We start from the raw sequence: 25,421 nt of genomic DNA, 5'->3' as shown, positions 1-25,421 counted from the left end.
TAACCCCCTACCTTTTTTGGAATATTTTGCTGTTAATTAATGATAAAATTATAATGAATACACAAAGAATATAAGCCATAGCACTACCGACCCCGAACATATTCCAGTTAAAACCAGTTCGATAAAGATATAAAGCTGTTGTAAGACCAGCCCGTCCACTACCACCCGTCCTATCAGGTGTCAAAATGAATGGCTGCTCAAAGAGCTGAAGATTACCAATAATAGATAAGGTTACTCCGAAGAGGATAACCGGTCTCAACATTGGTAGAATAATCTTAAAAAAGACCTGCCTCATATTGGCCCCATCTACTTTTGCTGCTTCATATAAACTTTCAGGTATATTCTGTAAACCAGCATAATAAATAATCATATTCCAGCCGGTAAACTGCCAGGTTACTAATAAGGCAATTGATGGTTTTATCCACGCTGCTTCACCTAACCACCTAATAGGTAGTTTTAAGTTGATAATATTAAACATTGCTCCTATAAGGGAAAACTTTTCCATATATTTTAAAATTGCATTTAATATCCCAAAATGTTCACCATATAACATTCCAAATACCATAGATACAGCTACCGAGGAAGTGATATAAGGCAAAAAATAGGAAGACCTAAAAAGATTCTTTAATTTTACCAAATTAGAATTTAAAATAAATGCCAAAAATAAAGCAATAATATGTTGTGGAATCGTAGTTAAAATAAAAATAACTAAACTATTCCAGACTGATTGCCAGAACCAGGGATCTGTTAAAACAAAGATATAATTTTCAAAACCAACAAATTCTTTAGGACTAATCCCATCCCAGATATGAAAACTCAAGAAAAAAGAATAAATAATAGGAAAAGCACCAAAGATAAAGAAAAGTATATAAAATGGGGAAATAAAAACATATGGTGCTGCTTTTTTGCTCAATCTCATGTTAATCCTCCTTATTTGAGGGGGAGAGAACCCCACCCCCCATATATTCTATTACCTTCTAGCCCTTCTTTCGATCTGAGCTTTAGCTTCTTTTAATGCCTGTACTGGATCAACATCGTTTTCAAGAACCTCTGTTAAAGCCGCTCTAACAATTTCTTCTGCAATGACATCATATTTATTTGTTACAACATTAGGTATTTTCTTGGCAGCTTCCAGCCAGAGCAAACGGGCTTTCTGACCTGCAAAAAATTCCATTTCTTCCTCAAAAATAGGATCATCAAAAGCAGGCATCCAGGAGGGAAAGATATTGGAGGCCTTAAACTGAGCTAGCTGAGTATCTTTTCTGGTAGCAACAAATTTGATGAATTCCCAGGCTTCCTCTTTATGTTTAGCCTTTTCTGGAATTGCCAGGAAGGATCCACCCCAATTTACGTACATTTCATCTGGAAGATTGCTTACACCCCAGTTCCCGGCTGTATCTGTAGCAATCCAGTTACGGATGTGACCACCTAACCAGGCCCCGCAAGGCTGAATTAAAACTGTACCATTTTTAAAGGTAGAATACCACTCATTAGTCCAGGCACCAATTCTGGCATCCAGACCTTTCTCTCTAACCATTTTAGCTGCTCTAAAAGCCTTTATGAATCTTGCTGAATCAACAATAGATTTTCCATCTTCATTAAAGTATAGTTCTTTACCACTTCTAGCAATCATAAAGAAAATATCAGTAGCATCAGCTAATAACCAGCGGTCATTAACACCATCACCATCTAAGTCTTTAGCAAATTTCAAACCAGCAACAAGCCAATCTTCTAGAGTTTTCATATCCTCTATTTTATATCCAAGATCAGCCAGAATATCACGCCGGTAATAAATAGTCCCTGGAGCTATATCACTCGGAAAAGCAATTAAGCGACCATCATTTGTAGTCCCCTGAGACCATTTATATGAAACTATATTATCCTTAAATTGGCCAGCATTATATGGTTCCTCTAAAAGGTTGACAAATCCACCATTGGCAACAAAGTTAGCAATATAAGCAATTTCAATAGTTGTTACATCAGGAACTTCAGCCCCTGCAGCAATTTGAGTAAGTAGTGTTTTATGATGGTCAGCAAAACCATTAGTTACCAGCTCTACCTCAATATCAGGATACTCAGCATGGAACTGGTCTAAAATATCTTCAAATCCAGAATCCTGATCAGGATAACACGCTACCTTAATAGTAGTTTTAGCAGCCACCGCCAAAGTAAAAATACCAACTAACAAGATAATCATCAGACTTACAACTAATAATTTTCTCATTATACTTCCTCCTTCATAATTTGAATTTTTTTAATCTCTTTAATTATTGGTGAAATATAGCTTTATAAGTCACCACCTTTCTCATTTGAGTATTAAAACTATATTAATAGCTGAAAATTCACTATTTACCCTTCACTTAAATAAATATCTATCCTCTCTAATTCACCATTTCTCAACATCTCAGCACATGGTGTTTTTAAGCTAGAATTCTCAGCTATTATAATCTCCCCCTTCTTAGTTAAAATTTTATATGAGTTAATTTTGCAATTATCAAAGGTATTAATTTTATCAGGATTATGATAGACAAGGAGAGTATTTCCTAGAAATAATGATGTAAAACAATTCTTGGGGATTAAAAAATTGCATTCCTTCTCATTAATATTTAAAGTAATCCTCTTTTCTTCTTTAGTAAAAAATTCTGTTTTAAGAATAGCTTTAGGTTCAAAAACTAATTTTTCATTTTCATATCGAAATGGTTTAATACCTACAGCTATAATAGCCCAAATTTCCAAAAACTCAGCAGTTGAACCACTTAATCTTGCAATATACCCTCTTCCATGATTTTTTTCATCAGGATTGGAGCTGCTCATAATGAATGAACTGTTTTCTAATATACTCCGTCCATATATTTCAGGGTCTTGAAAAGCTATTAAACAATCATCTAATGCTTGAAAAAACTCATCATATAATTGATTTTTGATTAATTCTAATAAATACTTATATTCCATATGAAGCCAAATTGAGCCGTTCTCCAGCCAACCTGGTGTAAATGCTCGAGCCCTTCCTATATCATCAGGCATAGCAGATAAATCTCCATTTAATCTGTACATCTTTAACTTTTTATCAAAGAGTTCACTATGTTTGACTTTCTCATGTAATTCTTTTACTGCATCATATTTAAGGACCTTCATGGCCCTTACCTGACCTTCCAGAAAAGGTGGTAATATTACTTGCTCAAATTTGCTTACTCTAATAAATGGATAACCTCCTTTTGAAAATTGATCAGTCTTCTTATATTCAATTGGTATATAGTAATAATATGTTGAATAAATACCGTAAGCGGTTACGGAAGCACATTTAATAGAATAATGTAACTTTTTTGAAATAGGCTCCAGGTATTCAATCAAATTTTTCACTAAAATCTCCTGTTCATTCCCTTTGAAACCATAAAACACTTTCTCTCTATATTTCTCTCTTAAACTACTTGCTTTGTCCCAATAGTTAAAATCATCTTTATTATCCAGCCAGATATTTACTAAATTATTCAACCCTGTAAGGAATTCATAAATTTCTAATGGTAATAAAACCTTATAATCATAATTAACAGTAACCAATATTTCTAGTAAATAATCCACCAATCTCTTTAATTCGAGAGTCTCAGGGGTAGAAGAACCAAATATACCGGGCAACCCATTAAGAGCATCATACCACCCTGGTTTATTAGCTTCCATTTCTATGCCAATACCACATGGATCTAAGGTGGACATCTTATTAGTTACTAATGATAGTAATTTGACCAGTAAAGTTGTATTATATACCTTTCCTTTACCATATTCATTTCGTAGTTGATATGGCTTTTCTTTCCTCGAATTTATCAACTTTCTTTTTTCCTCAACTTCTACTATTGCATCCAGTTGGCGAGGACCAAGGTCTGTCAAGACATATTTATCACTACGAGGCTTTACCTTCATATAGCTATCATAAAAGTAATAAGAATCATCATTAAAAAAGAGCTCATTAGATTTTTCCGGATAGATAGCCAGATAATTTTCTATTAAATCCAACAAATATGTCCAATGGTCTATCCAGTAACCTTCACCAAATTCTGCTTCAATTGTTGAATATGACAAGGTTATAACAGTTTCAATAAACTGGTCAAGTCCTATATTTAACTTAATGTTATAGTCATTTATAAATGAGGTTAACTCACCTGGTGTAAAAGATTTTTTTAGTCTTTCATAAAGCAGGTCTTGATAATCATCACTTACAAGTCCTATTACTTCTTCTCTAGCCTTTTGAGTCAAATAATATTTATTTCCTTTAATAACAAGAGGATTATAGCCATCAGCCTGAATAAGATTAGCAAATGTCTTGATATTATGATCCTTAACCTGTGGATTAAAGAAATTATCAGAACGCCTATTTTGATTTACATCCCTATAGTTACCATTCCCCTGTGAGTAATATGATGCTTCCAGATGAAAAAAATTATAATCCCTCTCTAGATCTCCATGTTTACGGGAATAAATGTGATTAATCTTCCCACCTTGACCTATATTTATAGGAAAACCTCCCCGTAAGAGATTATCAAGATAGGTTTGACAGCAATAATAATCAAATTCCGGGATATTACTTTTAGTAAAGATATTATCTGTAAGCTTATGATGTATAATCTCACTTTCCTTTTCTTTTCTAACTAAATAATCACCCTGGGTTATTAGTTCCTTAATCTCTATCAATCTATTTTCATTTGCCACATGACCAAATAATGAATTTAATGTAGTAGTTAAACCACCTTCTATTTTAACCTTATAAGCAGACATGGCAGAAGGAAAACGATTTTCGGTCATTTGTTCTCCTTGATAATCTGACAATTCTTTATCTATAAAATTTATTGGTATTTGAAAACTTGTATCCTCTCCAAAAATAACCTCGGGATCCACCAGGGGAGTTAGTATAGTATTCTTATCGGTATAAAATAAACAAAAGTGACCTTTCACTATTTTATGAACTTCTGGAGAATCAGCAGTAGTTGCTTTCACACGATAAAGAGGTATTTTTTTCTCAAGATTATAAACCCTACACCAGGCGGCCATTGTCTGACTAACCTCTTTCAAAGCAGTATTTGATAAGCCATAAGGAATTACTTCCGGTAATCCATCAAGTATTTCTACTTCTCTCTCCTGCATGGCTAGATTTTTCAAAGAAATTCTTCTGATAAGAGAGCCAAAGTTTTCATTTGGCAGAATAAAATATTTAATTTTAATTGCAAGCTGGTATTCGTTATCTATTTCTTCAATAGTTAAACAATGTGGTGCTATAATCATCTTACTATTAATTTTCTGATTAATCTTTGTAAAGGGTTCATATATTTTGACATTACCATAATTATCTTTAAACTTTATAAATGTTCTAAATCCCTTATATGTAACAGATTGATATGATTTATTAGCTGGTAAGAATTCTAAAATAGCATTGTCTTTATTTTCAATTCCAAAACTGGCAACCCCTTGTCCTCTATTTACATAGAAAGCCCAGATTGGTATTCCAAATTTACCTGCTATCCCGGGTAAAAAGCTGGAAAAAGTACGTTGCTTTTGGTAATTTTCAATTATAAAATTACCAGACTCATCTATTTTCATTCTTATACTCCTCTCAACACAAAATAAATAATTTGCATTATAATTATTTCTTAGGCAAATAATAAAATAAAATTTCATACTATTCATATAACTGTAATCGGTTTCGGTAGTGGTTCTAAATTATTTTATTTTTTTACATGAATCTCTTTCAATTAGATTAACTGGCAAAATAATTGGAGAATTACCTGCATTAGGACTTTCAATCATGTTTATTAGTAAGCTAGCAATAGAACTACCCATCTTCTCTTTGTTCTGGGCAACTGTGGTTAAAGCTGGCCTTACATACCTACTTGCCTCTATATCATCAAAACCAATTAATGAAAAGTCATCAGGCACTTTAAATCCCGCCTCTTCTATAGCCCGCATAGCACCAATAGCCATCCCATCACTCTGACAAAAAAAAACCAGTAGGAAGTTCTTTTAAATTTAACATCTCTCTCATAGCCTGATAACCACCTTCTTCAGAGTAATTACCATCAAAAATCCATTCAGAATTATAGATTAAATTCAATTCTTTTAGTGCCTGTTGATAACCCAGAAACCTCTCCTGACTGGTTTTTGTTGTACTAAAACCAGCGAGCATACCAATCTTTCTATGGCCTAATTGATAGAGGTAATTGATTGCTTTTTTAGCACCTGATATATTATCAGATATAACATATGAGGCATTTTTCCCAATAATATCTATATCAACAAAAACTGCAGGTATTTTTGAAGCTAACAGTTTATTTAAGTTAGGGTCATTTCTTAAAACACCCATCATAGCTACTCCATCTACATGACGGTCCTGACATTTATCTAAATAACTAAAATTTTCACCCCAATGTCTATTAGTAAAATAAACTATATCATATCCTTTTTCACCAAGAGATTTTTCCATACCATAGATAACCTCACGAAAAAACGGATGGTGTAAACCCGTATTAAAATGATCTGTAAAAAAAATTCCTATAGTATTAGATTTACTGGTAGATAAACTTCTGGCCACAGTATTAGGTCTATAATTATTTTCTTGAATTATTCTAATTATTTTTTTTCTTGTTTTATCACTAACATCAGGATAGTTATTAAGTACTCTCGAGACTGTAGTAGTTGAAACATTAGCCTGTCTGGCAATATCTTTTATAGTGGCCATTGTATACCCCCAATTATTAATCATTTCATATATCATCATAAACTATTATAAGCAAGGCGTTTCGAAATCGGTTACAATACTATATATTCTATACTAAATCAAATATTCCTTTTTTTATTAAAATTTTTATTATTTTTTTATCTCCCTACAAGCCCTTTATTTTCATTGTTTTAGATTACTTCCAAAAAATTATTTAAAAAATCTCTGAGCATTTTAAATAATTTTTACAGCTGTTTTTTATAATTAATGGAAAGTAAGGGTTGTTATTGTGTATAATACAATTAAGGGATTTTAAAGGGGGTTATAATTTGAACTATCTATCCTTACTAATCGAACTAATCAGCGGCAGTTTTACTGGTTATACCACCAATAGTATTGCCATTAAAATGCTTTTTAAAAAATACGGCCCTTTTGGGGGCGTAATTATTAAAACCAAAAAAGACTTTATAAAGAACATCAGTAAACTTGTTGAAGAAGAGATAATTAATAGTAACACCCTCAGTAATGAACTTAATAAAAAAGAATTTAAAATGGTCTTAAATCACATTATAGACGATTTATTAGATAATAACCTTTATCAAGCTTTCGCTAAACTTAAAGTAAAGGACATTCCCGCTTCTCTAGAAACAATAAATAATATAGCCAGCTGCCTGGAAAACTCCACCCAGCAGATAGCTACTTTGCTCTATCCTATAACAAAAACACTTACCCTGGAAGAGCTGATCAGTCCAGAACATTTTAGATATATCATAGATAATCTAAGTAAAAATATAATTCCTATAATCGAAAACAAAGAAATTACAGAAACACTTTTACTGAGGTTATATAGTGAACATAGGGCATGTAAAATAGAAGACTTCCTAGCACAGCAATCCTTTGATAGTATAACAAGAAGGCTCATTTCAGCAGCTAATAACTCTTTTATCCAAACAGGAAAAAATAACAGGAATGAAATATTAAAATCCCTACTTAGAATATATAATAAAATGGAACTTGATAAGCCTATTCAAAAAATGGAGAACAGGCTGAAAAATAAGACTCCTGTCCAACTCCTGGGTGCCCGGCAAACTACAGAACTAATAGACAACAGTAGTAAAGCCCTGATATCTTTTTTTAACAGCAGTGAAGGCTTAGCTGCCCTGGAAGAACTCCTGAAAACCCTGTTTAAGCTCCTTGAATCACTGGATATAAGTCTTGGGAAAATAAGCAGTGAAAATCTTGAACAGCAATTTAATAAATACATTAATATTTTACTTAATGACCTGTCAAAATGGATCAGTAATAATCATCAAAAAATAAATGATTTAATAGACCGGGCAGTCAAAAAAAGCCTGACAGCAGAAAAAGTAAACGGCTCCAATCTACAAGCTAATATAAAAAATTATATTTATAACAGTATCAGCCAAAAAAACAATATCAGTAAAGAATTCATTAATATACTACATGGTAAGAAAAATCATAATAAAATACAATTATCACAACAACTGCTAAATCATCTTAAAGATAAGAAAATTTCAGATTTAATATCTTTATTACTTAATAATGAGCTTATTGACTCAAAAATACTGGCCAAAAAACTACAGAAAAAAACAATCAAGTATTTAGAACAGGAAAAATTTCACTTAACTGCCCGTAAAATAAGCAGACAAAAAATAGGACAAACAATCAAAGTGGACTTAAGTCCTTTAATAGCCAAAAACAAAAAATATATTTTAGAATTACTGCTTGAGCAGACAGTCTACAATAAAGATTCAAATTATAATATCTCCAGCCTGCTAATTAGTGTTCTTAATAAAATAAATGGACTTTCAATTAATGATATTTTTACGGAAAATAAAATACTTAACTATCATAAATCACTAATAAGCCTTAGCAGAGAACAGCTACCCGGCTTAAAAAACAAACTGAGCAGCATCTATCAAGAAAAAAATAAAAAGACAATACATAACTTACTTAATCCTGAAGAAATTATTAGTCCTTTATTAAGCCAGAAATCCAGCCAGCTACTTAAGAATTCAACAGATATTAAGCTGAGCTCATTCTTACAACAGCTTAATAAAATTAAATCTTCCAAAGGAATAAAGCTTACTACTAAGAAAATACTACAGGATAAGCTTCCCACCCTCTTGGATGGAAAAATAGCTAAAACAATCAGTGATAATCTAAAAACCATCTCTGATCAAGATATTCAAAATATCCTGGAGGAATTCATCGGTAGAGAGCTGAAACCAATTACTATTTTCGGTGGGGTACTGGGGAGTTTTTCTGCCTCACTACTTTTTTTGTTAAGACATTACCTCAAGATAGGAGGTCAATTTAATCTCGGCTTAACAGTCCTTACCTACGGTTTTATTGGTTATTTAACAAATGTTATTGCCCTGAAAATGGTTTTTAAACCATATCAAGAGAAAAAATTCTTCGGTCTGAAGGTGCCTTTCACCCCAGGTGTTATTGCCAGAGAGAAAAAACGTCTTGCTCAAACCCTGGGGGAATTTGTCCACCAAGAATTACTCAATATTAATTCAATAAATAGATTCTTCAAAGGTAAGAAAAATGAATTCAAAGTAAGTCTTGTTAATACAATTAAAAAAGATCAAAACCATTTGTTTCAAGAACTTCTACATAAAAACCTGGACAGAATTAGCGAAAATATAATTAAGATTACCTATCAAAAAAGGAATAATATCTGCCAGAAGTCAATTAAACTTATGGAAAACACTATCCTTTTGACAGAAGAAATTAATCTAAAGAAAATAAATAATAAACAGCTAAATAAGATAAGTACAGTAATTACCGAAATCATCGAAAAACTACTTAAAAAAAGTAATGACTTTAATATCGAGACCTGGTTACTAGAGAATCTTGACAAGGTAGTAGAAAACAGTTTTAATAATATAAATGAGAAAACAGTGGAAAATATACTTATATCACTTACAAAATCATTTGTTAAAAAGGATACTAAAACAGCTGTCTTGGAAAAAATTACTGCCCAAATAATCAACTCATCCTCTTTCCAGGAAAAAACCGCCCGCTTTATTGATAAGGAATTTAATAAGCACTTGTCTGCTTTAACTGAAAATGCCGTAAAAAATATTGACCCGTCAAATTATCTAGCTGATAAACTAATAGATTTTCTGGAAATAATTCGTCAGAATCTTAAAGAAAACCTGAGAAAACACAATCAAGAACAGTCCGGACTCTGGCTGCTAATAGGTAAAATGCTGAATATAAATGAAACCCTGGACAGGACAGTAGATATTTTAATTGATGAAGAACTACCAGAATTAATCAAGGAAGAAGAAAGTAATATAAATAAAAAGGCAGGAGAATATTTAACAAAAATAGCTACTTATCCCCCTACCCAAATAGGGCCGATCCTAAAAAAGAGAGGGATAATGTTAATACTTAAAAATATTTTAAGTGATAATGTCCTTAGCGGTAAAATAATCAATCTCTTTAAACCCCTTGTCAAGCCAACTAATAATACCGGGACTAAACTGTTGAAACAGCTAATGCTTAATTTAAATGAAGATATAGAATTTTTCAGTAAAGAAATCAGCAGTAAGAATTACCAACTTAAAGAAGGAGTTAAGGAGCTTTCTCATCAGTTATATTATACACTTTTCCCTGACGGGCTTGCTGCAGAACTGGATAGTATAGATAAAGATGAGCTATATCCTACTGTCCGGCAGTGTTTAGAAAAATTACTAAAAAGTCAATCCCTTAATAACTTTATCAACCAGGCCCTTAATGCACTACTGTCAAATAATAAGCAGTCTCCCTTAATAAATTATAATTATCTAAGAAAAGACCTTTCCAGCAGTATAGAGAAAATTTACCTTAACAAAGGAAAAAGGAAAGAGATCAATACCCAACTACAAGAATTCCTGACTAATTTAATAGATAGAAAAGAGGATTTTATTAAAGAAGAAACAGGCAATTTTTTACTGAAATTAGCAGCAGCTGCGGTCTTTGAGTCAGTAGATAATAATTTTATTGACCTAGTAAACACAATTGACATCCATAAGATTACCGTTGAACAGGTAAATAATATGGATGCCCGTAAAATCGAAAAACTATTCTACTCCTTTGCAGGTGATTACTTCCAGAGACTTGAGGTATACGGCTGGATAGGTGGTTTAATCGGTTTATTAACTAGCTTATTTTAAAGGAAAACCAGCTATCTACCTACTGGTGATATGATGTAAGGAAATTACTGAGTTTCTCCATAATAACACGCAATTCTTCCTTGCGGGGCAGGAATACAATCCTGAAGTGGTCCGGATCAGGCCAGTTAAAAGCAGTCCCCTGAACCAGGAGAATTTTCTCCTGTAATAATAGGTCAAGGGCCAGCTTTTCATCATCTTTAATATTGAACCTTTCCTGGTCTACTTTAGGGAATAAATAAAACCCTGCCTTGGGATTAACACAACTTATCCCGGGTATCTCAATCAATTTCTGATAGGTAAGGTCCCTCTGTTCCCTCAAACGACCACCCTCAGCAACAAGGTCACTAATACTCTGATACCCACCCAGTGAGGTTTGAATTGCATACTGGGATGTTACATTACTACAGAGCCGCATTGAAGCCAGCATATTTAAGCCTTCTATATAACCCTTAGCCCTTGTCTTATCCCCGGTAAGAACCATCCATCCAGCCCTGAAACCTGCTACGCGATGAGATTTGGATAAACCACTCATTGTTACACACAATAAATCCTCAGTCAATGTTGCCAGAGAGGTATGTTGCAGTCCATCATAGCATATTTTTTCATATATCTCATCAGCAAACAAAATAAGGTCATGTTGATGAGCCAGCTCAACAATCGACTCCAACACCTCTCTAGGATAAACTGCCCCAGTGGGATTATTGGGGTTAATTATTACAATACCCCTGGTCTTGTCATTAATCTTACTTTTTATATCTTCAATATCTGGATACCAGTTAGCTTGTTCATCACACAAATAATGTACTGCTGTACCCCCTGAAAGATTTACCGCGGCTGTCCATAGGGGATAATCTGGAGCAGGTATCAAGATTTCATTACCATTATTTAACAAACCCTGCATAGCCATAACTATTAATTCACTAACCCCATTACCAATATAGATATCTTCTATCTCCAGATCCATAATTCCCTTTTTCTGATAATACTGCATAATTGATTTTCGGGCAGGAAAAATACCTTTAGAATCACAATAACCCTGGGCATTTTTTAGATTTAATATTACATCATGGATTATTTCATCAGGTGCATCCAGACCAAAGGGAGCAGGATTACCTGTATTTAATTTGATAATATTATACCCTTCTTCCTCAAGCCGTTTCGCCTCATCCAGGACCGGCCCCCTTATATCATAACAAACATTATCTAACTTAACTGATTTTTTAATCATATCCATCTCTAAACCCCCCGAGTAAATAATATTTTTTTAATAGTTAAAGATATTCTAACATGTTTTAAAGTAAATTGAAAACATTTTTTCATTTATTTAAGACATCATTCTCTTTTTCATTTAATAATATAAATAATATGACTCTGGTTTACTTTATAGAATTTAATCATTTTATTGTATGATGAATGTTAACTTCTGGTAAATAATATTCTTTTACCCTTGACTTTGATAATAGTTATTGTTAACATAATAATAGAGGAGTTTTACGAAAAATTTACTTAGGTGAAAGCAGTTTTTATACACAAAAATAAACCGGTAAGATAATAAACTTGGAGAGGTGATATAAGATGAATAATAACCGGTTAATACTTGTATCTAATGGTGAACCCTATGCACATGAAAAAAAGAATGGTAAGATTAAGTGTATAAAACTGGCTGGCGGTTTAACAACCGGACTTGATCCCCTTATGCAGGAAGAAAAAGGGGTCTGGGTTGCCTGGGGACGTGGTCAGGCCGATTTTGAAGTAGTTGATGAAAACAGCAAAGTTATAGTACCTGATAAAGATGGCTATGAACTTAAACGAATAAAACTTAGTAAAAAAGATATTGCAGGTTTTTATCATGGTTTTTCCAATGAAATACTCTGGCCTATCTGCCACTCTTTTATTGAAAAGGCCAATTTTAAAAGGGAATACTGGGATGTATATGAACGAATTAATCAAAGATATGCTGAAGCAGCCCTTGAAGAAGCTAATGCTGACGACTATATCTGGATTCATGATTACCACCTTGCACTGGTTCCTGAACTAATACGACAAAAAAACAAAAAAACCCGGCTAGCTTTCTTCTGGCATATACCCTGGCCTGCCTGGGAATCATTTAGAACTATACCCTGGCGCAATATCTTGATTAGACAAATACTGGCAAGTGATTTTATTGCCTTCCATACCCAGTCATATGTTAAAAACTTCCTCAACTGTGCTCAAAAAATCGGTGCAAAAATAGATAGAAAAAAGAATACCATTAAATTTAACGGACATCAAACAAAGGTTACAGCTATCCCACTCGGTGTCGATTATCAGAGTTTTGCAGTAAAATCTAAGGACATGGATCAAAAAGTAAAAAAAATTAAAGAACTATATTCAGCTGAAAAACTTATTTTTGGTGTAGATAGACTTGATTATACAAAGGGCATCCTGGAAAGATTACAGGCAGTTGACCATCTCTTTGAAAAACACCCCGAATATATCAAGAAAGTCACCCTGGTACAGCGGGTATCCCCCAGTAGAACCGGTGTAGAAGAATACCAGGATATGAGGGAAGAAATAAACAGAACAATTGGTGATATAAACGGCCGCTATCAACGGGATGGTTGGACACCAATCAAATATTTTCATCAATTTATGGAACAGGATGATTTACTACCTTATTATAATGCCGCTGATGTAGCCCTGATAACACCACTAATAGATGGTATGAATCTGGTTGCTAAAGAATATGTAGCTGCCAGTAATAATGGAATGCTAATCTTATCTGAATTTGCCGGAGCAGCTGAGGCAATGAAGGATGCCTTACAGGTAAATCCCTATGATGTAGAAGGGGTTACAGAAACCATTCACCAGGCCTTAGAAATGCCTGAATGGGAAAAAACAGAAAGGATGCACCGTCTTAAAGAAAAGGTTAGGAAATATGACCTGAACTGGTGGAGAGATCTCTTTTTAAAGGAATGGAAGGGTGTCTATGAACAAAAAATTATCCATAAGTAAAAATAAAGTCTTTGAAGAAATTAGCACATATAACTCTATCCTACTCTTTCTTGACTATGATGGTACCCTGGCTCCTTTTGCAGACAATCCAGCTGAAGCCTATCCCCTCCCTGGAGTTATTGAACTTATTAAACACCTGAATGATACTGAAAAATACTCCATCAGCCTCATTACTGGCAGAAGGCTAAAAGACTTAAGAAAATTTATCAATCTTAAAGACATTTATTATGCTGGAACCCACGGCCTGGAGATAATCACTGCTGATGGAAATGAGCTTTCCCCCGGAAAGGATAGGGGGTTAAAAAATACTGACTTAAACAATATCAGGGATTTTTTTAAAAAAGAATACCTGATAGACCCCGATTATTCCCTTGAAGACAAAGGACTGGTCTTAACCCTACACCACCCTACTACAATAAATAAAGATAAAATAATTAAACACCTTGAAACAATAATAAGAAAACGGGAGTATGAAATACTGCCTGGACGTAAAATAATTGAAATACGCCCTCGTTTCTGGAATAAAGGTGATGCTGTAAAATTACTAATCCAGGAAATTAAAGAGAAAAATAAAATAGATAGTTACTTACCTATCTATATCGGTGATGACAGCACAGATGAAGATGTCTTTAAGATACTCAATAATGGTATAGGCATCTATGTAGAAAATGAAAATAAAATTAATACCTCAGCAGACTATACTGTTAAAAACCCTACTGAGGTATTAACATTTTTGCAGGAATTAAAGGCTCTACTTTTAAAATAAGCAGGGACTTTATTGGAGGCCAATTACATGAAGACCACCTAATAAGTATCTAAAATATATTATCTTCTTTAGTAAATATCTACTAAACTATGCTTTAGCTATACAACCTAGCAACTCCATCTTGTGAATAACTTCATTCTTAACACTATCAGTACAGGCTTCAAGTACCTTTACCTGGTTATGTAATTCTTTATTATTATTCAACATTTTTCTCATTGTATCACTAAAAACACGTTTTAGTCTGGTTCCGATATTCACCTTTTGCATTCCAGCTTTACCTATTTTCTTTAGTTCTTCCTCCACTACACCTGATGAACCATGTAATACTAAGGGAAGATCAACAACTGCCCTAATAGCCTTTAACCTATCAAAATCTAGATTTGCTTCCTGCTTCTGCATAGCATGCTGAGAACCAATCGCTATAGCACAAGCATCAATACCTGTTACCTCTACATATTCTTTTACTTCTTCTGGCACTGATAAAACTGTATCTATTTCTTCTTCCCCATCTTCTGACCTACCAACACGGCCAATTTCACCCTCTACTGTTATGTTTAAAGCATGGGCTACTTTGACTATTTCTTTAGTATTTTTTACATTTTCTTCATAGGACAACAAAGAACCATCATACATTACAGAGCTATAACCTTCATCCATAGCCTTAATAATTGTATTATAATCTGTAGCATGATCAAGGTGTAGACAGACTGGCACAGTTGATAAATGTGCCCTTCTCCTCACATATTGAGCAATATCTATAATATCCCAATGTTTAACTGCAGAAGGGCTTGTCATCACAATAACTGGTGAATGAACTTCCTCAGCAGCACTAATTATTGCTTCAAGATCTTCCTTAATAAAAAAATTAAAAGCCCCTACAGCATATTTCCCTTTTTTAGCTTTTACTAAAATATCATTTAAATTTACTAATGACATATTATTACTCCCCCTTATTATTAAAAATTTTTGTCTATAAAACTTACAAATTACAATACTTTTACTTTTTCCCTACTAATATTACCTACTGCCTCACGATAATCTTTAAAAATCCCTGCACCAACACCACCCAGTAAAGCTGCTCCCAAGGTTACTGCTTCCTCAACCTGATTAATATATAAATTTCTCTTTATAATCCTGGCTTTTTCCTTCATTAATAGTTCATTTCTTGTACTACCCCCAATTGCTACTACTTCGGCTTTAATCCCGGTTAATTTTTCTAAATCACAAATAATTTCTTTGCCCTTTTTTCCAAGATAGCGAATTCCAGCCATAAACACCTCACCTCTTCTTGCCCTGAGAGGAATGTCAATGATATTAATATCATGTAAAAAAAGATCTTTACTTGTGATATTATCCTTATTATCTTCAATGAAAAAATTAATCTCCGTCTCTTTATTGAGGTACCTGCTTGCTTCTTTATTAAACTGCTCAAAGTCTTTCTTGCCAATATCTTTTATGGGTTTATTAAAAAAGAGGCTGATTAAGTTATTGATTAAACCACCTGAGTAATGAAAGGCTCTATAGATATAGGCTTTATCTGGAATTACATGAAGTCCAACAAATAAGTCTTTTTTAAACAATTTCTCAAGATCAATATTTTCAAGATTTACAATAGCCTGTATATTTTCCGCAGTTCCCATGGAATCCATAATAACATTATTACCTTGAAAAGCAGCAACAGCATAGTTTCCACATATATGATCATGCCCTCCTAAACTAACCGGAATATCATAATCTATACCCAAAAAATTTTTATATCTTTTCTTGAGAAAACCTATTTTTTCTCCACTGTTAATAAAATCAGGAAATACTTCCTTATTAAAAGGTAATAATGAAAATATCTTATCAGACCATTCTTTTTTCTTAATATCAAGGGCTCCAGTTCTACTCAACATTGTATAATCAATATAATGAGCACCTGTCAACTGGTAGCCCAGATAACTATTAACTGGCAGCCATTTTATGGCCTTACTAAAAAATTCATTTTCATTTTCATAGTACCAGCCTATTTTAAAAATTGAATACAAGGCCTGTGGTTTAAGCCCAGTAATTTTAAAAAAATCTTCTTCACCTATCTTCTTAAAAAAACTTTCTTTGATTTTATTTGTTCTTCGGTCATACCATACCATTGATTTTATTGTACTTATATCAGTCTTAAAAATGGGAAAAACTGTTTCAGCAAGACTAGAAATACCAATGGATTCTATCTTAATATCTTTTATTACAAGTTCATTTATCATTGAGAGAACATTTTTAAATATATAATTCCCATCAAAGTCAAAATAACCATTTTCTTCACAAATAACATTCTTCCTACTTAAGGTTATCAGGGGTTTACCCTCAACTGAAAATGCTATCACTTTAATATTAGTAGTACCTATATCAATACCAACTAGTGCCTTCACCTTAAAGGCCACCTCCTTCAATTTAAATTTATAATTTCGAGATAATTATCCCTTATCTCTTCTATATGCTCATACTTCATTAAACCAGCACCATATGACCTTGTATTAGCAGCACCACAGGCCATAGCAAATTTCAGCGAATTACTTAAATTATAATTATTAACATAAGCATATAAATAACCAGCCAAAAATGAATCACCTGAACCTACTGCATAATCAGAAAATATTTTTTTATTTTTACCATATAAAATTTTACCATTATTATAAAACAGGGCACCATCTTTACCGAAAGTTATAATAGTCTTTTTCAAACCTTCGCTTTCAATAACCTTGATAAAATCATCTTTCTTAGTAAACTGATAAGCATAATCTTTTTCATATTCACTGATAAACTCTTCATTATTTATTTTTAGAAAATCAATACTTTCCTTAAGACAAGCTGTCAAAAAATGTTTACTAATATCTACTACAATATACATATTTTTTTTTCTAGCAAGTTTTATAATCTTTCTAATATCATTTTCACTAAAACCCCTGACTGCACTCCCTGATAAGACCAAAATCTGATCTTTTTCCAGCCAGCATTCTAACTTTGCAAAATATTCCTCCTTTTCTTGATTAATAATAACCGGTCCCTGTTCATTAATCATCAAAATATCACCTTTAAATTCATCTACATAAGCATAATTAATCCTTGATTCATCTTTAATAGCAAAATTCCATGATTTTAGGCCTTCCTCTTCAAGGCCCGCTTTAATTAATCTACCTACTTTACCTCCAATAATATTTGAGACTATATAATCCTTATAACCAAGAATATGCAGCACTCGAGCCACATCTATTCCCTTACCACTAGAAAGAGCTACTACCTCATCAACTCTAACAACATTTGATTCAGTCTCATGCTTTACAATTCCTGTATGATCAAATGAAGGATTTAGATTTAATATTTGTATCTTCATTTAGGTCACCTCAAGTATTTTTTATGATTTTATCTGCAGTTATGTTGTCCAGTATGATAGTATCAATCAATCCAGTCTTTAATGCACCGGTTATTGATTCCTTTTTCTCCAAACCACCTGCAACCGCAATTACTTCCTTAACATTACTCAAGTTATCAGGTGAACAGCTGATTAATTTATTATAAATATCAAGTTCACAAAATTGTCCTTCCAAATTAAAATAATGAGTTAGTATATCTCCTACCTGTCTAAAATTAAGCAGCTTTGTTAAATCTTTTTCATTTAAAACATTTAACTTCATTAAAGGAGTTTTAGAAAAATTGCTCCCTATACCGACAATTATTTTCGTTAACTCATTCCATTTATCCAATATTTTTTTGACGTCTGAATTTTTTATGATTGTTTCATATTCTTTAAGATTATTTGCATAGAATGGTGCCATTAACGGGAAACTCTTAGCACCTAACTTTTCCGCTATCATAAATGAAATATTATTGGCTTGAAACTCTTTATCAAATTTGTGAGATCCACCAACTAAAGGAATAAACTTAATATCATTTAATAACCTATCTGCTTTAAAGTTTTTAGCTAATTGAAAGAGCGTAGTTCCCCAGCCAATACCAACCTGATCAGCGGGAAGAAAAGTACTGTTAATATATTCCTGGGCCTTCTTAGCCAATGCCTCCAAAATATCTTCTCTACTCTGATTATAAGTTATGGCAATCAATACTTTTTTAACTGGAAACTTCTCCATTATCTCCTCTTTTAGATACTGATTTTTATTTTTCAAGGGATTAATAACATTAATTTCTATAAGCCCTTTTTCTTTAGCCTCACTTAAATACCTACTCACCTGAACCCGATTAATATCATGCTTTTGGGCAATTTCCTGTTGCTTTAATTCATTAATATAATAATCATAAGCAATAAGATATAATAATTGTAGCCTCTCCGTATTCACCCATATCCCTCCTAATTCCCGATACCATATGTTTTTTGAAATTTATTATATATATTTTAACATATTTAGCCTTAATTCTTAACAGAACCACTGGTCAAACCCTGAATAAAATATTTTTGTAATAATGCAAAAACAAGCATTGGGGGAATTGAGGCTACTACTGAACCCGCAAATAAAGGTCCCCAGCGTGTTTGATACTGGCCAACAAATAGTGAAAGAAAAACTGGAACTGTTTGTAGATTTTTTGCTGAAAGAAAAGACATTGAAAACATCAACTCACTCCAGGAAAAAAGAAAGGCATAAATACCAACTGAGGCAATACCTGGTATAGCCAATGGAAGATAGATTTTATAAAAAGCTTTAAAACGATTACAACCATCAATCATTGCAGCCTCTTCAAGCGCATCAGGAATTCCTAGAAAAAAACTCCTAATCATCCAAACAGCTATAGGCGTTGTAAATGGAAGATATGAAACCATCATACCCAAATAACTGTTTTGCAAGTTTAACTGCTTTAAAATAATAAAAAAGGGAACAACATAAACTATCTGAGGAAACATCTGGGATAATAATATTGATAACATAATCTGTTTTTTACCCTTGAATTTATATCTAGCAGATGCATATGCCGGCATGACCGCAATTAATATTGAAATAATTGCAGTCCCACAACCTATAACTACACTATTAAGAAAATAACGTGGAAAATTCAATTTTAAAATATGAGTATAATGCTCAAAGGTAAACTTTTTTGGCCAATAGAGAATTGGAAAACTATATATTTGATCATAAGTTTTTAGTGAAGTAATTACCAGCCAGATAAATGGAAAAGCAATAATTAAACTAACTATTATGTTTAAAATATATAGCAATACTTTTTTTTTCATTTTTTAGGCTCGCCCTCCCCCTTAAAAATAAATATTACATAAGAAATAGCTATCATAAGAATTACTATAAAAGATATATTAGCCAGTGCAGCTGCACGATTAAAATTTAAGAATTTAAAAGCATTTTTATAAGCAAAAGTTACAAATGTATCGGTTGCATTTATTGGTCCCCCAGCAGTCATCGTATAAATTAATGGAAAATAATTAATACTCCATATGGTAGTTAGCATAATTGTAGTAATAATTACAGGTTTAATGATCGGTATTGTTATATATCTAAATTTTTGCCAGAGATTTGCGCCATCAATATCTGCTGCTTCATATAAAGTATATGGAACCGTCTGTAATGCTGCCAAATAAAACATAGCCGAAAGAGGAAATCCCTTCCAGGTGTTAGCTATAATCACTCCCGCTCTGGCTAAATTCGGAAAACCCAACCAGGGCAAATAATCGTTTATCAAACCAAGTTTAACCAGCAAATCGTTAAATACACCATACATATCATTATACATCCATTTCCAGGCCACAGCCGCAACAATATCAGGTGTTGCCCAGGGTAATACAAGCATAATTGTTCTAAACACTGCCTTACCTTTAACAGGTTGTTTTAAAAGAAAGGCAATACTTAAGCCAATAATAAATTGAAGAATAATACTACTAAAAGTCCACAAAAAACTATTAAAGATGATCTTTGGAAAATTACGATTTTTTAGAGTCTCAACGTAATTGACAAAAATTCCACTTTCACTTTGAAAACTCAAAATTAAATTTTTTAATATTGGATAAACCACTAAAATTAATAAAAAAATTAAAAAAGGTAATATAAACCAATATATATGATTATTTGTTTTTCTTTTAATCGTCATACTATTCTCCATATTACTCATATCTATCTCTCCTTAGAATAAGGTTAAAAGGCTTGTTAAAACCTTTTAACCTTATTACATATTCAAAGATAATTCGTATTATTTACTTAGTATATAATTTACCTCAATCTCAGCTAAAGCAATTGCCTCCTTAGCAGTCTGCTTACCAAGTAAAACATTTTGAATCATTGTTTGTATTACATTAGACACCTCTGGATATTCAGGTATTGGAGGCCTGAATCCTGCAGTTGGAAAAGTCTGCAATACAACTTGCCATTTACTGTCTTTAAATACCGGACTATCTTCAGCTACATCCCTACGTGCTGGTAAGGGCCCCCCAGATCTTTTAATCCACATATCCCAGACCTCATAACTGGTAATATATTTAATAAATTTCCAGGCCAGTCCTTTATTCTTTGATTGCTTTGAAATAACTGAAGCCCAACCACCAAATACACTCGCTGGTTTTGTATTATAGGGGTGTAGTGCTACAGCATATTCGTCTTTAATATCAGGATTTGCCTTTTCAATTAAAGGAAAAGACCACGGACCACCTATAGCCATTGCTACTTTATTTTGTGCCATCATATTGCGGTATTCATCTTCCCCATAAGCTAAAGTATTAGAAGGTGATACTTTATACTTTTTGTATAAATCGGTATAAAATTTTAAAGCCTTTATTCCCTCTGAAGTATTAAAAGCGGCTTGAGAATAGTCATCATTTAAAAGTTTGCCATTATTAGCAAATAGGAACATAATATATCCCAATGTTGAAACCTCTGTTTTCTTACCCGAAACACCATAACCATAAACACGGTTTCCTTGGTCAGTTAATATTTGAGCATAATTCAATAATTCGTCCCAGGTTTTAGGTGGTTTACTAGGATCTAAACCAGCTTTCCTAAACATTTTTTTATTATAAAGTAATAACCTACAATCTGTATACCATGGCAAACCATATTTATGACCCTTATATTCAACAGTCGGCCAGAGGTTCTCCCATATTTCATTTGTACCATTCCAGTTAGCAAGTTGATTATCCATTGGTTCAAGCCAACCATTTGCAGCAAAAGTAGGTACCCAGCCACCCAAATCAGCAAAGGTTACATCTGGTCCCTGGCCCGCTTTAAAAGCTACAACCAACCTATCAAAATATACATCAAACCCTATCAACTGATAATCTACCCGAACACCCTCTTGCTCCTCAAAATTACTAATTATATCTTCCCAAAGATCTTCTTGGGCCACTATATGTCCACCAACCCAAACAGTTATTTCTTCTTTTGCATTTATTACACCTGAAAATAACCCAACAATCAAAATAACTGTACATAGAACAACTAATTCCTTTTTCATAAATTATTCTCCTCCTTTTTTAAATCTTCAAACTATTTTTAGTTGTTTTCACCTCCATTTATATTACTCTATTATTAAGGATTGATTGATCCTTAATTACAAAAACTAATATTTCACTCCCAAATTTTAATATAATTTTTCAGAAATATAAAACACTTTGCAATTATAAGTCATTATATTATCATATTTGTAATTTTGTTCATTACATATGTAACTTTTGATATTATAATAGCATATTATAATAATTTTGTCAATAATTAATTTTTAACTAATTTTCTGATTTTAACAGTTTTGTTTTTCAATACGATATATGTATCAACTTAATAATTGTTTTAAGCACGCTAATATTTATCTTATTCTCAAAACAAATTCAAAAAAAGAGGTTATCTCATTTTGATGAGATAACCTCAGATTTTAATAATATAATTATAATATATTTTTACCTTAAATCATCTAAGCTCTGCTGTAGCTTTACCTTCTTCTCTTTAAACTCCTGTAGTTTCTCTCTTTCACGCTGGACAAGGTGTCCAGGGGCCTTATTCACAAAACCCTCATTAGCCAGCTTCCCTTCTGCCCGCTTAATCTCAGAGCCTACCTCTTCCAATTCTTTTTCTAGCCGGGCAATCTCTTTATCCAGGTCAACCATACCTTCCAGGGGTAAAATGATTTCTACCCCACTGACAATAGAGGTTGATGATTTATCTGGTTTTTCTTCTATATTAATTTCTATAGAGAGTTCCTTGAGACGGGCCAGATCCTTAATGTAATTATAACCCTCCTGTAAAATATCAAATTTTCCCTCTGGTGAATTAAGTATAGCCTTTATCCTTTTACCTGGATTAACCTTCATCTCATTCCTGATATTCCTGATAGACTTAATTACATCCATTATTAAAGCCATCTTATCCTCTATTTCATCACTAATAACACCCTGCTCAATCTCTGGCCAGGGAGCAATCATAATACTTTCTCCTGTACCAGGAAGCTGCTGCCAGATCTCTTCAGTTATAAACGGCATAACCGGGTGAAGCAGCCTTAAAATCTTTTCCAGTATTGTAACACCAATATATTGGGCTGTTTCTTTGGCCTGCAGGTCTTTGTCTTGATAGAGACGGGATTTAACCAATTCAATATACCAGTCACAGAACTCACTCCAGATAAAATCATAGAGTATCTTGCTTAGCTCTCCAAAATTATAATCATTTAAAGCCTTTTCGATATTAGAATTGACCTTATTCACCCTGCTTAATATCCATCTATCTGCCAGTGTTAACTTTAAATCATCAGGGTTGATGCCGTCAAAATCAACATCTTCAATATTCATCAAAATAAAACGGGCTGCATTCCATATTTTATTGGCAAAATTACGGCTTGCTTCCAGTCTTTCTTCCCTGAATCTCATATCATTTCCAGGGGTATTACCGGTAATGAGGGTAAACCTTAGTGCATCTGAGCCATATTCATCAATCACCTCAATCGGGTCTATCCCATTACCCAGTGATTTACTCATCTTACGCCCCTCGGCATCCCTGACAAGTCCGTGAATATATACATCTTTAAAGGGCACCTCATCCATAAATTCCAGGGCCATAAAGATCATTCTGGCTACCCAGAAGAAAATAATATCTCTACCAGTTACCAGTACATCAGTTGGATAATAATAGGCCAGTTCCTCTGTATCTACTGGCCAGCCCATAGTAGAAAAAGGCCACAGTCCTGAGCTAAACCAGGTATCAAGTACATCTTCCTCCTGGACAAGATTTTCACTGTTACAGGCAGTACACTTACTTACTACCTCTTCCTTACTAACTATTATTTCGCCACAGTCCTGACAATACCAGACAGGTATGCGGTGACCCCACCAGAGCTGGCGGGAAATACACCAGTCCTGAATATTCTCCATCCAGTTTAAATAAACCTTTTTAAATCTCTCAGGTACAAAACGTATTCTACCATCTTTAACTGCCTTAATAGCTGGTTCTGCCAGGGGTTTCATCTTAACAAACCACTGTTTAGAAACCAGGGGTTCAATAACAGTATCACAACGGTAACACTGGCCTACTGAATGTTCATAATCCTCTATTTTATCCAGCAGTCCCTCTGCTTTCAGCTCCGCAACTACCTGTTTACGGCATTCATAACGGTCAAGCCCGGCATATTTACCAGTCACTTCTGTCATGACCGCATTCTCATCAATTACCTTAATAAGCTCAAGCTCATGGCGTCGGCCCATCTCAAAGTCATTAGGGTCATGGGCTGGTGTAACCTTGACCATTCCTGTTCCAAATTCTTGATCAACAAAATTATCAGCAATAATCGGTATCTCCCTATTCATCAAGGGTAGAACAACCATTTTACCGATTAAATCCTGATACCTTTCATCAGATGGATTTACTGCCACAGCTGTATCACCCAACATGGTCTCTGGTCGAGTTGTAGCAACTACAATATATTCATTACTATCTTTGAGGGGGTATCTAAGGTGCCAGATGTGACTGACATGGTCTTCATGTTCAACCTCAATATCAGATACGGTTGTCTGGCAGTCTGGACACCAGTTAACAATATAATCCCCCTGATAAATCAGACCCCTATCATATAACTCTACAAAAACCTCTCTGACAGCACGGGAACAACCCTCATCCATTGTAAAACGCTCACGTGACCAGTCACAGGAAGAACCAAGTTTCCTCAGCTGTTTAGTAATCCTATTACCATATTCCTCTTTCCACTCCCAGGCCTTTTCCAGAAAACCATCTCTGCCGAAGTCTTCTTTTTCCTGGCCATCCTCTCTTATTTTATCGACAACCTTTTTCTCAGTCGCTATACTGGCATGGTCTGTACCTGGCAGCCAGAGTGTATTATACCCCATCATTCTCTTCCATCTAATTAAAATATCTGGAAAGACATTATCCAGGGCATGTCCTAGATGAAGCTGCCCTGTTATATTAGGAGGGGGCATAACAATACTATATGAATCCCGCTCTGGCTTAAAACTGGCAGCAAAGTATCCCTTTTCAGCCCACTTATCATACCATTTTCCCTCCACAATATCAGGGTTATATGTTTTCAGTAGATCTGTCATAATATTGCCTCCTTATTTCTATTATCAACAAAATATTAGTTCCCATTTAAAAAATCCTCCCCCATCCATCTAAGGACGAAAGAGGACCTTTTCGCGGTACCACCTTAATTTTATTCTACCATAAAAACAGGTTAAATAACTCTTTAATTTATTATAACGGTATCAAAACCGACCAGACTTACTTCTTTTCAGCCGTGGCTACTCCTGGGCGACATTCATCCAGTCACTTCTAAAGGATTTTCCAGCCAA

At 33.6% G+C, this 25,421-nt stretch carries 17 protein-coding genes and 1 other annotated feature (1 of these 18 cut by a window edge); of the genes, 3 read left to right on the top strand and 14 right to left on the bottom strand.

Features of this window, described 5'->3' with window-relative positions:
* Window positions 1-7 precede the first annotated feature (7 nt).
* The 5 genes from D7D81_RS06590 to D7D81_RS06575 form a co-directional block, all read right to left on the bottom strand.
* Window positions 8-919: a carbohydrate ABC transporter permease gene (locus tag D7D81_RS06590; protein WP_125988453.1), complete on the bottom strand. Its 912-nt coding sequence runs from the start codon at window positions 917-919 to the stop codon at window positions 8-10.
* 51 nt (window positions 920-970) lie between these two features.
* Window positions 971-2,224, bottom strand: coding sequence for an extracellular solute-binding protein (locus tag D7D81_RS06585; protein WP_125988451.1), 1,254 nt, complete (start codon window positions 2,222-2,224; stop codon window positions 971-973).
* A gap of 125 nt (window positions 2,225-2,349) precedes the next feature.
* Window positions 2,350-5,586, bottom strand: a complete 3,237-nt coding sequence (locus D7D81_RS06580) for a hypothetical protein (RefSeq protein ID WP_125988449.1) — start codon at window positions 5,584-5,586, stop codon at window positions 2,350-2,352.
* A 120-nt stretch (window positions 5,587-5,706) separates the two neighbouring features.
* Window positions 5,707-5,967 carry a substrate-binding domain-containing protein gene (locus D7D81_RS20055; RefSeq protein ID WP_286170284.1) on the bottom strand — a complete coding sequence of 87 codons (261 nt, stop codon included), beginning with the start codon at window positions 5,965-5,967 and terminating at the stop codon, window positions 5,707-5,709.
* A 4-nt stretch (window positions 5,968-5,971) separates the two neighbouring features.
* The gene (locus D7D81_RS06575; protein WP_286170283.1) at window positions 5,972-6,721 is read right to left on the bottom strand and encodes a LacI family DNA-binding transcriptional regulator; all 750 of its coding nucleotides are present in this window, start codon (window positions 6,719-6,721) and stop codon (window positions 5,972-5,974) included.
* Between the two features lie 308 nt (window positions 6,722-7,029).
* On the opposite strand from D7D81_RS06575, the gene D7D81_RS06570 reads away from it, so the two are divergent.
* The gene (locus D7D81_RS06570) at window positions 7,030-10,890 is read left to right on the top strand and encodes a DUF445 family protein (protein ID WP_125988447.1); all 3,861 of its coding nucleotides are present in this window, start codon (window positions 7,030-7,032) and stop codon (window positions 10,888-10,890) included.
* Window positions 10,891-10,909: 19 nt separating this feature from the next.
* Here the strand turns inward: D7D81_RS06570 and D7D81_RS06565 are convergent, their stop codons facing one another.
* The gene (locus tag D7D81_RS06565; RefSeq protein WP_125988446.1) at window positions 10,910-12,124 is read right to left on the bottom strand and encodes a pyridoxal phosphate-dependent aminotransferase; all 1,215 of its coding nucleotides are present in this window, start codon (window positions 12,122-12,124) and stop codon (window positions 10,910-10,912) included.
* Window positions 12,125-12,465: 341 nt separating this feature from the next.
* Between D7D81_RS06565 and D7D81_RS06560 the strand changes: the two genes are divergently transcribed.
* Window positions 12,466-13,884 carry an alpha,alpha-trehalose-phosphate synthase (UDP-forming) gene (locus tag D7D81_RS06560; protein WP_125988444.1) on the top strand — a complete coding sequence of 473 codons (1,419 nt, stop codon included), beginning with the start codon at window positions 12,466-12,468 and terminating at the stop codon, window positions 13,882-13,884.
* The gene (otsB, locus tag D7D81_RS06555) at window positions 13,859-14,650 is read left to right on the top strand and encodes a trehalose-phosphatase (RefSeq protein WP_125988442.1); all 792 of its coding nucleotides are present in this window, start codon (window positions 13,859-13,861) and stop codon (window positions 14,648-14,650) included. Before D7D81_RS06560 ends, otsB begins: the two co-directional genes overlap by 26 nt.
* Window positions 14,651-14,737: 87 nt before the next feature.
* Here the strand turns inward: otsB and D7D81_RS06550 are convergent, their stop codons facing one another.
* The 8 genes from D7D81_RS06550 to D7D81_RS06515 all read right to left on the bottom strand — a co-directional run bounded on the left by D7D81_RS06550 (window position 14,738) and on the right by D7D81_RS06515 (window position 25,172).
* The gene (locus D7D81_RS06550; protein WP_125988440.1) at window positions 14,738-15,586 is read right to left on the bottom strand and encodes a class II fructose-bisphosphate aldolase; all 849 of its coding nucleotides are present in this window, start codon (window positions 15,584-15,586) and stop codon (window positions 14,738-14,740) included.
* A 50-nt stretch (window positions 15,587-15,636) separates the two neighbouring features.
* Window positions 15,637-17,055 (bottom strand): FGGY-family carbohydrate kinase, encoded by a 1,419-nt coding sequence (locus tag D7D81_RS06545; RefSeq protein ID WP_164522135.1) that lies wholly within the window; start codon window positions 17,053-17,055, stop codon window positions 15,637-15,639.
* Window positions 17,056-17,072: 17 nt separating this feature from the next.
* Window positions 17,073-18,017, bottom strand: coding sequence for a 1-phosphofructokinase family hexose kinase (locus D7D81_RS06540; protein ID WP_125988437.1), 945 nt, complete (start codon window positions 18,015-18,017; stop codon window positions 17,073-17,075).
* Window positions 18,018-18,027: 10 nt separating this feature from the next.
* Window positions 18,028-18,978, bottom strand: a complete 951-nt coding sequence (locus tag D7D81_RS06535) for a sugar-binding transcriptional regulator (protein ID WP_125988435.1) — start codon at window positions 18,976-18,978, stop codon at window positions 18,028-18,030.
* Between the two features lie 71 nt (window positions 18,979-19,049).
* A complete protein-coding gene (locus D7D81_RS06530; RefSeq protein ID WP_125988433.1) occupies window positions 19,050-19,865 on the bottom strand; it encodes a carbohydrate ABC transporter permease in 816 nt (271 codons plus the stop codon).
* Window positions 19,862-20,752 (bottom strand): carbohydrate ABC transporter permease, encoded by an 891-nt coding sequence (locus D7D81_RS06525; RefSeq protein WP_205739359.1) that lies wholly within the window; start codon window positions 20,750-20,752, stop codon window positions 19,862-19,864. The genes D7D81_RS06530 and D7D81_RS06525 overlap by 4 nt, the downstream gene beginning before the upstream one ends.
* A gap of 78 nt (window positions 20,753-20,830) precedes the next feature.
* Window positions 20,831-22,087 (bottom strand): ABC transporter substrate-binding protein, encoded by a 1,257-nt coding sequence (locus D7D81_RS06520; RefSeq protein WP_125988432.1) that lies wholly within the window; start codon window positions 22,085-22,087, stop codon window positions 20,831-20,833.
* 439 nt (window positions 22,088-22,526) lie between these two features.
* Entirely contained in the window at window positions 22,527-25,172 is a 2,646-nt protein-coding gene (locus D7D81_RS06515) for a valine--tRNA ligase (protein WP_125988430.1), read from the bottom strand.
* A gap of 68 nt (window positions 25,173-25,240) precedes the next feature.
* Window positions 25,241-25,421: a binding site (T-box leader), on the bottom strand; it runs 56 nt beyond the window's last position.

Origin of the sequence: Halocella sp. SP3-1 (genome assembly GCF_003953885.1) — a bacterium.
GTDB classification, from domain to species: Bacteria; Bacillota; Halanaerobiia; order Halanaerobiales; family DTU029; genus Iocasia; species Iocasia fonsfrigidae.
This window is presented reverse-complemented; position numbering and strand designations above follow the sequence as displayed.